Below are 13,307 nucleotides of genomic sequence, written 5' to 3'. Positions count from 1 at the left end.
CGCCGCATCAAGGATTGATGTACTGGAACAGCGACATGCCCTGCATGGCCGTGAACGTCTTCTGCGCGGCCTGCAGCGACACCTGCTGCTGAGAGAACTGCGAGATGGCGGTGGTGTAATCCACCGACTGCAGCTTCGAGATCTGCTCCTTCAACTGCTCGCCGTAGTTCGAGCCGCTGCTGTTGAGCGTTGTGATCTGCGCTTGCTGCGTGCCCACCGTCACCTGCGCTTGCAGGGCGACCTGATAAGCGTTGTCCAGATTGCCCTGCGCCGTCTGCACGGCCTTTTGCAGGTTCGCGACGTCGGTGGCCTGGGTGGCAGCGTTGATCGGGGTCGACAGCGCCGTGATCAGGTTCTCGTACGTCTTGAAAATGCTCTGGTTGGTGTTCGGGTTGGACGTATCCGAGTTGGGGATGCGCACGAACACCGAGTCGCCCGACACCGAATTCGGCATCGAGATGTTCTGCGAAACCTGCACTACCGGCGGCTGACCGCTGCCGACGTACTGCACGGAACCGCTGGTGCTGGTGAAAGGATCGGTCGTGCCGTTGGCACCGCCAAACAGGGCCACGCCTGACGCATCGCGCTGGTTGGCCGTCGACAGTAGCTGCTGATACTGCTGCTTGACCTGCGCCAGCACGCCAATGCGCTGCGAATCCGTCATCAGCGAGGTGTTGGCCCCCACCAATGTCTGCTTGCCTTGCTGCAGCGTGGTCACCAGGTTGGTGAGCGCCGAAGACACGCTGGTCAGGCGTGCGTCGGTGGTGTCGCGATTGGCTTGGTACTGATCGTTGGCGTCCTGCGTTTGTTGCAGTTGCGCCATCTGGCCGAACGCGCTGGGGTTGTCGCCCGCGCTGTTGAGCGCGATGCCGCTCGCAATCTGCTGCTGCAGCGTGAGCAGGTTCGATTGCGTGTTCTGCATCGAAGCGGAAGACGCTGCAAAGAATTGGGCGCTACTGACTCGCATGATCGGTCCGGACGAAGGGCTTTAGGACGTTATCGGCAGGCGGGGCGATTTCTTCAGCTGCCCCGATCAGCCGCCGGCAATCGACAGCAGGCTGTCGAACAGCGAATTGGCCGTCTGCATCACCTTGGCGGAGGCCTGGTAGGCCTGCTGGTACTTCATCAGGTTCATCGCCTCGTCATCGAGATTCACCCCCGACACCGACTGCTGCTGTTGCGTGGAGCTGGCCAGCAGCGCCTTCTGCGAGGTCAGGTTGGTGCTGGCGCGGTTGGCCTGCACACCCACCTGGGTGACGAGGTTGTTCCACGCCGAGCCGATCGAGGTCGTGCCGCCGTCCAGCAGGTTGCTGTTGCGCAGCTTGGCCAGCGCGCTGGCGTTGCCATTGTCGGTGCTGTTGGCGGTGTTGGCCGAAATGGTGAACGTGTCGCCGTTGCCGGGCGAGCCCGAAAGCGTCATCTGCACGCCGTTGAAAGCGTACGTCGCGCCCTGCGTGTACGGCGCCGTACCGCCCGTGTACGTGGTCGACGTACCACCCACCGTGACAGTGACACTGCCCGGGAACCCCGACAGCGAGCCGCCGACGGCCGAGCTGTACGTCAGGTTGATCGGCGACGTGAGCGGCGAGCCGGCATACGTGCTGTCCACGCCCAACGACGACACCGCGGCGCTGCCCGTGTTGTTGCTGCCCTGGTTGAGCACCACGGGCGAGGCCGCCGCCACGTTGTGGTAGTCGGTGGTGAGCGTCTGCATGGTGGCGGCCGCGTTGGCGGTCGGGCGCACCAGGAAGGAGTCACCGCTGTTCATCGTGCCCGACAGGTTCAGCGTGACGCCGTCGATCGTGGTCGGCCAGCTCGACACCGTCACGGAGCCGGAGCCGTCCGGATAGTGCGAAACGGTGTAGGCGCCGCCCTGATACTTGACCTGGTAGTCGTAGCCCTGCCCCGCATTGGCGTTGGTGATGCTGGCCGTGAGCGTGCCGCTGCCGGTGTTGTTCGTGCTGGGCGCGACGCTGGGGCTGGCCACGGAGAAGAGGTCCGTGCCCATCTTGCCGTTGGCGTCCATGCCGAGCTTGTTCTGCGCATTCACGTCGGCCGTCACGGCCGTGGCCAGGCGGCCCAGGCTGTTCTGCGCCGGAATGAGCGTGTTGTTGCGGAAGTCCATCAGGCCGCCCAGCGCACCGCCGCCGAGCTGGCTGTCGTCGATGTTGACCGTACCGCCGGGGCTCTTGTAGCCCACCGACAGTTGCGTCGGGTCGTACTGCGACGGCACTGCCGTCAGCTGGTAGCTCTGGTTGCCTTGCACCAGCGCCTGGCCGTTTCCCACATAGATGTTGAACTGGCCGTCGCCGGTCTGCACCACGCTCGCCTTGATCGACTGGTTGAGCGTCTGCACGAGCTGGTCGCGCTGGTCACGCAGGTCATTGGCCGGCTGCCCGGTCGACGCTTCCGCCTTGGAAATCTGGTCATTCAACGAGGCGATCTGCTGCGCGGTGCCATTGACGGAGCTGATCTGCGTCTGCACCTGCGTATTGACCTGGTTGTTGAGCGAACTCAGCTGCCCGGCAATCGAATTGAAACGGCTCTGCAGGCCGGCCGCAGCGTTCAGGAAGACCTGGCGCGCGGTGGTGTCCGACGGCTTGGAGGCCAGGCCATCGGCGGCGTTGAAGAAGCTGGTGAGCGACGAAGTCAGGCCGCTGTTGCTGTCCGACATGTACTTGCTCAGGCCCGAGACCAGGCTGTTGAGCTGGTCGGCCGCGCTGGTCGACGCCTGGCCGCTCTGCACCTGCGCCGTCAGGAACTGATCATAGATGCGCTTGACGGTCGTGACGTTTGCGCCCTGGCCGAGATAGCCCACGCCGGCGTACAGCGGAATGTTTTCCGTCTGCACGGCTTCCTGGCGTGAATAGCCCGGCGTGCTGGCGTTGGCAATGTTGTTGCCGGTCACTTGCAGGTTGATATCGGCAACCCGCAGGCCGGACGCGCCAATATTCAGAAGGGAGCTGCTCATAGTTGTCTCGGTGCGGGCGGCACGAAGCCGCCGAAATAAGCTCTAGAAACAACATCGGCCGGACAAGCGGAAACTTGAGCCGACCGTCGTCGCCAAAATATGCTTTTTAAATCACTCAAACGATCTGCTTGAGCACCGCCATGATCTTGTGGGCGTAGTTCGGGTCGGTGGCGTAGCCGGCGCGCTGCAGCCCCTTGGCGAACGACGCCGCATCGTTGCCGTTGCCGGCTGCCACGACGTTGCTGTAGCGCGGGTTGTTGGCCAGCAGGTTGGCGTAGTCCTTGAAGGCCTCGGCGTACGAGCTGTACGCGCGGAACTTCTCCTGCACCTTGTGGGCGACGCCGCCGATGTATTCGGTGGTGGTCACCGTGGCAGTCTTGCCGGCCCACGAGCTGCCGGCCTTGATGCCGAACAGGTTGTGCGTATTCGTGCCGTCGCGTGCCTTGATCTCGCGACGGCCCCAGCCGGACTCCAGCGCCGCATGCCCGATCATGAAGTTGGCCGGAATGCCGGTTTCCTGCGCGGCCTGCGATGCGTGGCCGATCAGCTTGTTATAGAAGCTGGTCATGCGCTCGCCGCGCGGCTCGGACGCCACCGTCGACAGGTCAACCTCGGGCGGTGCGCTCGGGGTCTGTGCCTGCGCATCTGCCTGCTTGCGCAGGGCGGCCAGTGCACGCTGCACGCGCTCCTCCAAGCCGGGGCGCGGCACGGTGCTGATGCCCGAGCCGTCGTCTTCCGTGCCCGGCGCCACGGCGGCCGCCATGCTGTTGAGCGACGAACGCGCGATGGCCTTGGCGGCATCGCTCGTGGCACCGGCGGCACCAGCAGCACCCGGCAGCGCGGTATTGGTGGCCGTTGTGTTCGACAGGGCGGTGTTCACCTTGCCGCCTGCATCCGGGTTCACATGCGTGGCCTGACGCAGCATCTGCTTCAGAAGCTGGTCTGCAACGCCCACGCCGCGCGAGGCCATGGTCTGCGAAAGCTGCTGATCGAGCATCGACGTGTACATCTTGGTCGACGACGAATCGAGCGGCCCGTTCTGCGGCGATGCATCGCGCATCTGCTTGAGCATCATGTTCACGAAGATCGCGTCGAACTGCTTGGCGACGGTCTTGGCGGCGCCGGTCGGATCGGTACGCGCCGTTTGCTTGAGCGACTCGAAACCCTTGGAATCGAGCGCCAGGCGGCTGGTGAGGTCGGTTTGGTTCATCGTGGCCTCCCCAGCGTCAGATGATTTCCAGATCGGCGCGCAGCGCGTTGGCCGCTTTCATCGCCTGCAGGATCGAGATCAGGTCTTGCGGGTTGGCGCCAATCGCGTTGATGGCCTTGACCACGTCCGCCAGGTTGGTGCCACCCCTCACGTTGATGAGGCTACCGCCTTGCTGCTTGACCTCGATGTTCGAACGCGCTGCGGCCACCGTCTGCCCTTGCGAGAACGGCGCCGGCTGGCTCACCACCGGGTCCGTGCTGATGGTGACCGACAGGCTGCCATGCGCCACCGCGCAGGGCTCTAGCTTGACGAGCTGGTTCATGACCACCGAGCCCGTGCGGGCGTTGATCACCACACGTGCGGCGGCCAGCGCCGGCGTCACGTCAATGTTCTGCAGCTTGGCCAGGAAGCCGACGCGGTCCGACGCCAGGGCCGGTGCCCGGACGTTGATCGTGCGGCCGTCCGCGGCTTGCGCCGTATCCGTGCCGAACTGCTTGTTGATGGCGGTAACGATGTTCTGCACGGTGCCGAAATCCGTCGTGCCGGTATCGAGCTGGATGCTGCCGGCCTCGCCCACCGAGGCCTGCACGGCGCGCTCCACCGTGGCGCCATTGGCGATGCGGCCGGCGCCAAGCTGGTTGATCTGCACCTTGCTGCCGTTGGCCGATGCGCCTGCGCCGCCAATCACCACGTTGCCCTGTGCCAATGCGTAGAGCTGGCCGTCCACGCCCTTGAGCGGCGTGAGCAGCAGCGTGCCGCCACGCAGGCTCTTGGCGTTACCGATGGACGACACCGTCACGTCGATGGTCTGGCCCGGCCGCACAAAGGCGGGCAGCGTGGCCGTCACCACCACGGCGGCGGTGTTTTTCAGCTGGATGCTCGCGCCGGCCGGCACATTGATGCCGAACTGCGTGAGCATGTTGTTGAAGCTCTGGACCGTGAACGGGGTTTGCGTGGTCTGGTCGCCGCTACCGTCAAGGCCCACGACCAGGCCGTAGCCGATCAGCGCGTTGTCGCGCACGCCGGCAACGGTGGTCAGATCCTTGATGCGGTCAGCGTGTGCCGTGCTCGGAACAACCGCCGAAATTGCGCTCAGTGCCACCAGGGCCGCGCCGATGATGCGATGCAAAGTCATGGCAGATCCCTCAGAACGGTGACACGGTCAGGAAGAACCGCGACAGCCAGCCCATCTGCTGCGACTCGGCAACGTAGCCCGTGCCGCGGTATTCCATGCGTGCGTCCGCCACCTGGGTAGACAACACGGTGTTTTGATTGTTGACGGTGGTCGGGTTGACCACGCCAGAGAACTTGATCGACTCGGTGCCCTGGCCCACGGCCATCTGCTTCTCGCCGCTCACCACCAGGTTGCCGTTGCCCAGCACTTCCACCACCGTCACCGTAATCGTGGCCGTGAAGTTGTTCTGTGCACCGTTGGCGCCCTTGCTGTCGAATTTGTTGGCGTCGCTGGCCGACACACCCAGCAGAGAGAGCACGCCCGCGTTCATGCCGGCGAAGGTCGGCACCGAAGCGCTCATGCTGCCCGTGCGGTTGACGCTGCCGGAGGTCTGCTTGCTGGCCGCCGTGTTCTCGGTGATCACGATCGTGATCGTGTCGCCCACCATGTGTGCGCGGCGGTCTTCGAACATGCCGCGGAAACCACCGCTGCCCGATGCCACTTCCTGGTAGATCGCCCCGTTCTGGCGCGGCGCCATCACCGGCATCGGTGGGCGCGCGGTTGTCGGACCCTGCACGATCGGGGCCGGCGGCGGCAGCATGCCGCACGCCGTAGCGAGCAAGGCGGCCGTGCCAAGCACGGCCAATCGAACGACTCGAACAGCCGGCACAGCGCGGCCGCTGTGCTTGCCATTCTGGAGCGAGTAAACCGGGGGGGTATGCATCGCACTACATCCTCAAAAACTGCGCCGTCAGCTCAAAGCTGAGACAGCTTCTCCAGCATCTGGTCCGACGTCTGGACCGACTTGCTGTTGATCTCGTACGCACGCTGCGTCTGGATCATGTTGACCATTTCTTCCACCACGTTCACGTTGGACGTTTCAACGTAGTTCTGATTGAGCGCGCCCACGCCGTTCGAGCCCGGGTTGGCCAGGTTGGCCGTGCCCGACGCTTCGGTTTCGGCGTACAGGTTTTCGCCCATGCTGCGCAGGCCGGCCGGGTTGATGAAGTTGGCCAGTTGGAACGTGCCCACCTGCGTGTTGTTGACCGTGCCCGGCGTGGTGACCGTCACAACGCCGTCCTTGCCGATGGTCAGGCTGGTGGCGTTCTGCGGCACCGTCACGGCCGGCTGGACCGGGTAACCGCTCGAGGTCACAAGCTGGCCCTGCGCGTTGATCTGGAAGCTGCCGTCACGCGTGTAGGCCAGCGTGCCGTCGGGCATCTGCACCTGGAAGAAGCCGTTGCCGTTGATGGCCACGTCGGTCGAGTTGCCGGTCTGCTGCAGGTTGCCCTGCGTGTGCAGACGCTCGGTGGCGACGATGCGCGTACCGGTACCGATCTGCATGCCCGAAGGCAGCGTGGTCTGTTGCGACGACTGCGCACCCGGCTCGCGCACGTTCTGGTACAGCAAGTCTTCGAACACGGCGCGCGAGCGCTTGAAGCCCGTCGTGTTGACGTTCGCCAGGTTGTTCGAGATGACATCCAGCTGCGATTGCTGGGCGTCCATCCCGGTCTTGGAAATCCACAGGGAGCGAATCATGTTCGAGTCCTTGGTTGATTCAATTCAATGCGCCGGCCGTTCAGGCGTGGCGCAGCAGTTCATTGGCCGACTGGGCGTTCGTGTCGCTCGTGTGCAGCGACTTCATCTGCATTTCCAGTTGGCGCGAGATTTCGATCATGTTGACCAGCGAGTCGGTCAGGTTGACGTTGCTGCCTTCCAGCGCCCCGCCGGTCACACGAACTTTTTCATCCACGTCGGCGTCCTGGCCGTCGCGCTGGCGGAACAGGCCGTCTGCGCCGCGGTCGATGTTCGACGGGTCGATGCTCACCAGCTTCAGGCGGCCCAGCGACACGGGCGGCGTACGGCTGTCGGCGCTGATCGCGTTGACCGTACCGTCCTTGGCAAACTGCACCGTAGTGTCGGGCGGCAGCGTGATCGGGCCGCCATCACCCAGCACGGGCTGGCCGGAGAGCGTCTGGATCGTGCCGTCAGGGCCGAGCTGGAACGTACCGGCGCGGGTGTAAGCCTCGCTGCCATCGGGCGTCTGCACGGCAAAGAAGCCTTGCCCGTCGATGGCCACGTCCAGGCTGCGGCCGGTGGTCTCGATCGGGCCGGGCGCGAGGTCCGTCCCGATGGCCGAGGCCATCACGTAGCTGCGCGTGGGCGAGCCATCGCCTTGCACACCCACCGTATGGAACGCATCGATCTGCGCCTTGAAGCCGGTGGTGCTGGCGTTGGCGAGGTTGTTGGCGCTGGCAGCCTGTTGGTCGAACAGGTGCTTTACGCCAGTCATCGACACGTAGATCGAGCGGTCCATGCGAGTGTCCTTGGTGTGCGGTCAGTCAGCTTCGGGCAACGACGATTACATCGTCACCAGGGTCTGCAGGATGGTGTCCTGCGTCTTGATGGTCTGCGCGTTGGCCTGATACGAGCGCTGGGCAATGATCATGTTGACCAGCTCGGCAGACAGGTCCACGTTGGATTGCTCCACCGCCGACGACTGCAGCAGGCCGAACGAACCCATGCCCGGCGTACCCAGGTTGGGGGCGCCCGAGTTGGACGTTTCCACCCACTGGTTGCCACCGATGTTCTGCAGGCCTTCCGGTGCCTTGAAATTGGCCATGGCGACTTGGCCCAGCGTTGCCGTGCGGCCGTTGGAGTAGCGCGCGGTGACAGTGCCATCGGTACCGACCGAGTAGCTGGCCAGGCGGCCGGTGGCGTAACCGTCTTGGGTCACGCCCGGAGCGGTGTCGTTGTAGCCGCCGCCGTACTGCGTGGTGCCCGTGAAATCCATGCTCGCGATGCTCATCCCGGGGAAGGCCGTGGCGATCTTGCTTGGCGTCGAGGTGAGCTGGCCGCTGCTGTTGAACGTGAGCGACGTCACCGGGTTGCCGCCGGTCGGGTTGTTGCCGTCAACTTGCGAGTACACATCCCAGCCCGAAGCGGTGCGCACGTAGTAATTGGTCAGCATGTGGGCCGTGCCCGTGCCGTCGTACACCTGTTCCGAAACGGAGTGGTTGAACGTTGCCGAGTTGGTGGGCGAGAACGGCGTGGTGGTCGGCACCGTGGCGGCGGCGTCCAGGTTCACGCCGAACGCCGTGTTGGTGGTGGCCAGCGGCGCCAGGTCGTTGACGGGAATCTTCAGGTTGGTCAGCACGGCGGTGTTGACCTTGCCGGTGGAATCCACGCCGTAGCCGGTCAGGTTCTGGCCGGTGGCCGAGATGATGAAGCCGTTCTTGTCGGTCTGGAACTGGCCGTTACGCGTGTACGACACCTGGCCGCTGGACGGGTCGACCATGCGGTAGAAGCCCGTGCCGTTGATGGCGATGTCCAGCGGGTTGCCGGTGTTGGTCACGTTGCCCTGCGTGAACGACTGCGACACCTTGGTCACGCTCACGCCCTGGCCGATCTGGTTGTCGGACGCACCCACCAGCGAGCGTGCGTACACGTCGCCAAACTCGGCGGTCGATTTCTTGTAGCCGACAGTGTTGGCGTTTGCCACGTTGCTGCCGATCACGTCGAGGTTTGCAGAGGCGGCGTCGAGACCGCTGAGGCCTTGCTGGAATCCCATAATGTTCTCCCGTAGATAAAAAAGCGGGTTCGACCCGTTACTGAATGGTGGTGACGTCCGACAGCTTGGCCGTGTTGCCCGAGGCCAGTTGCAGCTGCGTCGTTCCGTTGGTGATGGTCACGCCCGTTACCTTGTCGGCGCCGGTGGCGTTGGCCGTTGTGATCTTGCCGCCAAGCGTGGCGGAAACCGAGATGGAGTAAGAGCCGTCGGCCACCGTGGTGCCGCTGTCGTTCTTGCCGTTCCAGGTGTAGTTGCCGCTGCCGGCGGACATCTGGCCCAGATCGACCGAACGCACGGTGTTGCCGTTGGCATCCTTGATGGTCACGACCACATCGTCGGCGCCGTTGGGTACCGAGATGCCGAAGTTGGCCGTGCCGGAGGCCAGCGTCAGGTTGGACGACGGCACCTGCACGGTACGGCCGATCAGTGACGAAGCCTGCGTGGCCGCGCTCTGCGTCGCCATGCTCGACATGGTGGTGTTCAGTTGCTGGATACCGTTCACAGTGTTGATCTGCGCAAGCTGCGAGGTCATCTGCGAGTTGTCCATCGGGTTGAGCGGATCCTGGTTCTGCAACTGCGCGACCAGCAACTGCATGAACGTGTTCTGCAGATCGGTGCCGCTGGTGATGGCAAGCTGGTTGCCGGAGGTCGTGCTCGAGGTGCCGGTGGTGTTGCTGGTTGAGCTGACGGTCATGTTCGTGTCTCGCTAGGAATGTGCCGCTTACTGGCCCAGGGTCAGAGCCTTGGAGGCCATCGTCTTGGTGGTGTTGGCGACTTCCACGTTGGCCTGGTACGAGCGCGACGCAGAAATCATGTTGACCATTTCGTCCACCACATCGACGTTCGGCATGGTCACGTAGCCGTCGGCATCGGCCAGCGGGTTGCCCGGCTGGTGCATGCGCTTCATGGGGGTGACGGTGTCTTCGACCACGCGGTCGACCGACACGCCCGTGGCGTAGTCGTCAGACTCCTGCACGGGCGAGAACACCACCTGCTTGGCGCGGTACGCCTTGCCGTCCGGGCCCGTCACGCTTTCGGCGTTGGCCAGGTTGGAGGCGACCACGTTCATGCGCTTGGACTGCGCGGTGAGCGCGCTGCCAGCTACATCCATCACCTTGAATAGCGACATGTTGATTCCGATGTCTTCAAATACTGTTGCCGGCATGGCTGCCGGACCGATCCGGTTGTTCTGTATGGCGGCTTGCTCCGGACCAATTTTTCCCGGCCCGGAGCGCCACACAGTTCCCGCCCCTCTTTCGCCGCGCGTGACTGCTGCGCGGTCGTCTTAATGCCTGTCTGCTGCTCTTGATGCTCTTGCTGCTGTTGCTACATCGCGCGCTAGCTGTTCTGAATGGCCGCCAGCATCGACTTGATCTTCTGCGTCACGATGCTCAGATCGGCCTCGTAGCGCACGGTGTTATCGGCAAAGCGCATGCGCTCGCCATCCATGTCGACCGTGTTGCCGTCGATGGACGGCTGCTGCGACGTGCGGTACTGCACTTCACCCTGCAGCGCCTTGGTTTGCTGCGACAGCGACGCCTGCATCAGCGACACATCGCCAGCCGGTGCGCCATCCACTGTCAGGTGCCCCGCAGCCGTTGCCGTCATCGGCAGGCTGTTTCCGCTTTGCTGGCCGACCGCCTTCTGCAGCGCCGACTGAAAATCGAAGTCGCGCGCCTTGTAGTTGGGCGTATCGGCGTTGGCGATGTTCGAGGCCAGGATCTGGTGACGCTGCGAGCGCAAGTGCAGCGCCTGCTCCTGAAAACCGAACAACTGATCCAGCTTGTCGACCATGTCTGTCATTCCTTGCGTGTGGCGTCCTGGTGATTGCTGCCACCCGCCGGGGTTGCGTTCTGTATTGCGTTTGTGTGTTGCGCGTTCCCTTCGGCTGGAGAACTCGGCATCAGCGGCCCCTTCAAAACCGCCGATGCCGTCTCCAAAACCGCTGAACCGCTTGTCATGCTGAGTTGCCGTCATGCAACCTCAGTGGAAAAGACCTGTCTGCGAATCCAGAGATTGGCCGGGAAACCCTCCCCCGGGGCAGGCTGTACGGCCAGGAACCGCACAACGCCAGGGACTTCACCACGTTGCAAAGTCTAGGGGCGGGTGTGCAAGACCATTCGTCCGAATAAGGGGGGGATTGGCCGACATTTCCGCATTTGGCGCTCGCGCACGCGTGGCTAAACTTCACCGGACTTTTGATGAAGGGGCTCTCCATGTCCACGCGGTTTGCACGCAGCGCGCACCACCCGACCCAACCTGCCGCCACGGCCACGCCGCTGGCTGGGCGCCAGCGCAAGCTGTTGTTGATGCTGGCGCTGGGCCTGCTGGCCAGCGCCGTGCACCCGATCCTGGCGCACGCACAGGGCATGGTGCGCGTCGGGTATCCGCCCGCCCAAGCCGTACAGCAACCCATGCAGCCCACCACCATCCAGGGGCCGAACGCCATTCAGATGCAGATTCAGCAGCAACTGCAGTCGCAACTGGACATCCTGGGCGGCACAAATGAGACGGGAGCGCCACGTGCGTCGGTGGAGGTCGGCCCGGTAGATGCCCGCGTGGCCAACCAGCCCTGCGACCAGATCGACTTGATGCTGCCGGCGGCCAACCGCCTGCGCGGCCGTATACAAGTGGGCGTGCGCTGCCGCTCGCCGCACGCCTGGGCGGCTTGGGTACCGGCCACGATTCAGATTACGGGGACGTATTACGTCGCTTCGCACCAGCTCTCGCCGGGCAAGACGCTCGATATGGGCGATCTGGAAGCCCGCACGGGCGACCTGTCGATGCTCCCGGCCTCGGTCGTGCAACAGCCGGCCGATGTGGTGGGGCGTGTACTGCTCACGAGCGTGGCCGCCAATCAGCCGCTGCGCGCCGAAAGCCTGCGCCTGCCAATTGCCGTGCAAGCCGGCCAGACCGTCAAGCTCATCGCCGAGGGCGGCGGCTTCCAGGTCAGCAGCGACGGCCGGGCCTTGAACCAGGCCGCCGTGGGGCAGGTGGCGCAGGTGCGCACCGCCAACGGCAATGTCGTCTCGGGCATCGCGCAGTCTGCCGGCGTCGTGGCAATCCAGTTCTAAGATCAGATTGATAACGGCAGATCACTTTTCGACTGTGATGCTTGATCGATACCTGCCGCTAAAGTTTGGGCCGGGGTTGGCCGATATGGGTGATAGGATGAACGCGCTCTTCGGAGACACCCGTGAAAATCAACCATATCGTGAACAACACGCCGGCCGTTGCGCCGACCAAGGACGCTGCGTCCGGGTCGACGCGCGCGACCGGTTCGTCCCCGGCCGCTACGACGGCTTCGGGCACCACGCGCCACACCGGCGATGCACCGTCGCTGTCGGTCCAACAAGTCTCGCGCCAAGTGGGCAGCGGCGACTTCGACGCCGCACGGGTCGAGCAGATCCGCAGTGCCATCCAGAACGGCACGCTCAAGATGGACGCCGGCAAGATCGCCGATGCGGCGCTTTCCGACGCGCAATCGCTGCTCTCCACGCGCTCCAAGAAGGTCTGACGGGGGTTTCCCGTCGTCCGTCCCCTGTATTTTCTGACGCCGCCGGTCCGAGAGTTTCCGACTCTCGACCGATCGCGGCGGGGCGGTGTGCCAGCCGGCGGCTGCCCAAGCTTCCAAGCCTGAGCCTGAGGTAGTCACCATGGACAACACACTGCTGATCCGCACCCTTGCCGACGAGCAGGAACTGCTGCGCGCAGCCACCCTCACCCTGGATGCCGAAGCGCAGGCGTTGCGCGATGGCGACATGGTCGAACTCGAGCGCATCACCCAGACCAAGCAGAAACAGCTCGCCGCGCTGGGCGAAGCCGACCGGGACCGCCGCCTTTGGTGGGCCCAGCACGGCGGCGCCGATCCGTACGGGCTGGTCAAATACCTGCGCACCGATGAGACTGCCAGCCGCCTGTTCGACGAGAACCTGGCCCTGGCCCGCCTGCTGCGCCAGCGCAACATCGACAACGGCACCCTGATCGACCTGCGGCTGCGTGCCACGCAGAACGCGCTGTCTGTCCTGCATGCTGCCAACAACGGCGGCGGTACACCCTACGGCCGCGATGGCAAACAACCGCTGTCGATGCCACGCTTCTCGGTCGTCGCGCAATAAGCCACCACAACACGTTTTTTGGGTACAAAAGCCCCGCTTTACGCTTACGTCAATGGGCGTGAAGTGGGGCTAGCTGCTGCTGCCTGATCCTGCTATGTATAGAGGGGTCTAGCACACCACCGATCGGGGTAAACAAAAAGGTTTACATCCCATTGATGGGTGCAACAAGCATGCTGGGGATTTATTCTGCGATTTTGGCGGGGTTAATCCTCCGCGCCTGGCGACATAAACAAGAAAAACCGGAAGGATTTGCGCCTGAATGG

The 13,307-nt window shown here is 64.0% G+C and carries 14 protein-coding genes; 3 read left to right on the top strand and 11 right to left on the bottom strand.

Annotated elements, in window-relative coordinates; translation table 11 throughout:
* Window positions 1-7 precede the first annotated feature (7 nt).
* The 11 genes from flgL to flgB all read right to left on the bottom strand — a co-directional run bounded on the left by flgL (window position 8) and on the right by flgB (window position 10,720).
* Window positions 8-967 carry a flagellar hook-associated protein FlgL gene (gene flgL / locus ACTJK4_RS12905; RefSeq protein WP_343620893.1) on the bottom strand — a complete coding sequence of 320 codons (960 nt, stop codon included), beginning with the start codon at window positions 965-967 and terminating at the stop codon, window positions 8-10.
* Window positions 968-1,033: 66 nt separating this feature from the next.
* Window positions 1,034-2,971 (bottom strand): flagellar hook-associated protein FlgK, encoded by a 1,938-nt coding sequence (gene flgK / locus ACTJK4_RS12900; RefSeq protein ID WP_260803309.1) that lies wholly within the window; start codon window positions 2,969-2,971, stop codon window positions 1,034-1,036.
* Window positions 2,972-3,086: 115 nt separating this feature from the next.
* Window positions 3,087-4,181, bottom strand: a complete 1,095-nt coding sequence (gene flgJ / locus ACTJK4_RS12895) for a flagellar assembly peptidoglycan hydrolase FlgJ (RefSeq protein WP_414562778.1) — start codon at window positions 4,179-4,181, stop codon at window positions 3,087-3,089.
* A 16-nt stretch (window positions 4,182-4,197) separates the two neighbouring features.
* Entirely contained in the window at window positions 4,198-5,316 is a 1,119-nt protein-coding gene (locus ACTJK4_RS12890; RefSeq protein ID WP_440818080.1) for a flagellar basal body P-ring protein FlgI, read from the bottom strand.
* Between the two features lie 10 nt (window positions 5,317-5,326).
* Window positions 5,327-6,079 (bottom strand): flagellar basal body L-ring protein FlgH, encoded by a 753-nt coding sequence (locus ACTJK4_RS12885; protein WP_232039028.1) that lies wholly within the window; start codon window positions 6,077-6,079, stop codon window positions 5,327-5,329.
* A 32-nt stretch (window positions 6,080-6,111) separates the two neighbouring features.
* The gene (flgG, locus tag ACTJK4_RS12880; RefSeq protein WP_009240010.1) at window positions 6,112-6,894 is read right to left on the bottom strand and encodes a flagellar basal-body rod protein FlgG; all 783 of its coding nucleotides are present in this window, start codon (window positions 6,892-6,894) and stop codon (window positions 6,112-6,114) included.
* Window positions 6,895-6,934: 40 nt separating this feature from the next.
* Complete coding sequence (gene flgF / locus ACTJK4_RS12875) at window positions 6,935-7,672, bottom strand: flagellar basal-body rod protein FlgF (RefSeq protein WP_232039027.1); 738 nt, start codon at window positions 7,670-7,672, stop codon at window positions 6,935-6,937.
* 45 nt (window positions 7,673-7,717) lie between these two features.
* Complete coding sequence (gene flgE, locus ACTJK4_RS12870) at window positions 7,718-8,926, bottom strand: flagellar hook protein FlgE (protein ID WP_440077864.1); 1,209 nt, start codon at window positions 8,924-8,926, stop codon at window positions 7,718-7,720.
* Window positions 8,927-8,963: 37 nt separating this feature from the next.
* Window positions 8,964-9,620 (bottom strand): flagellar hook assembly protein FlgD, encoded by a 657-nt coding sequence (locus tag ACTJK4_RS12865; RefSeq protein WP_440818079.1) that lies wholly within the window; start codon window positions 9,618-9,620, stop codon window positions 8,964-8,966.
* A 27-nt stretch (window positions 9,621-9,647) separates the two neighbouring features.
* On the bottom strand, window positions 9,648-10,055 hold the full coding sequence (gene flgC / locus ACTJK4_RS12860) for a flagellar basal body rod protein FlgC (RefSeq protein WP_024977566.1): 408 nt from the start codon (window positions 10,053-10,055) through the stop codon (window positions 9,648-9,650).
* 209 nt (window positions 10,056-10,264) lie between these two features.
* The gene (gene flgB, locus ACTJK4_RS12855; RefSeq protein WP_045203514.1) at window positions 10,265-10,720 is read right to left on the bottom strand and encodes a flagellar basal body rod protein FlgB; all 456 of its coding nucleotides are present in this window, start codon (window positions 10,718-10,720) and stop codon (window positions 10,265-10,267) included.
* A 422-nt stretch (window positions 10,721-11,142) separates the two neighbouring features.
* On the opposite strand from flgB, the gene flgA reads away from it, so the two are divergent.
* From flgA to ACTJK4_RS12840, 3 genes are all read left to right on the top strand, one after another.
* Window positions 11,143-12,000: a flagellar basal body P-ring formation chaperone FlgA gene (gene flgA, locus ACTJK4_RS12850; RefSeq protein ID WP_232039024.1), complete on the top strand. Its 858-nt coding sequence runs from the start codon at window positions 11,143-11,145 to the stop codon at window positions 11,998-12,000.
* A 122-nt stretch (window positions 12,001-12,122) separates the two neighbouring features.
* The gene (gene flgM / locus ACTJK4_RS12845) at window positions 12,123-12,443 is read left to right on the top strand and encodes a flagellar biosynthesis anti-sigma factor FlgM (protein ID WP_092971051.1); all 321 of its coding nucleotides are present in this window, start codon (window positions 12,123-12,125) and stop codon (window positions 12,441-12,443) included.
* A gap of 139 nt (window positions 12,444-12,582) precedes the next feature.
* Window positions 12,583-13,044, top strand: coding sequence for a flagella synthesis protein FlgN (locus ACTJK4_RS12840; RefSeq protein ID WP_004631399.1), 462 nt, complete (start codon window positions 12,583-12,585; stop codon window positions 13,042-13,044).
* Window positions 13,045-13,307: the final 263 nt, after the last annotated feature.

It is taken from the genome of Ralstonia sp. 22111 (assembly GCF_052045895.1).
In the GTDB taxonomy this organism is placed as follows: Bacteria; Pseudomonadota; Gammaproteobacteria; order Burkholderiales; family Burkholderiaceae; genus Ralstonia; species Ralstonia wenshanensis.
This window is presented reverse-complemented; position numbering and strand designations above follow the sequence as displayed.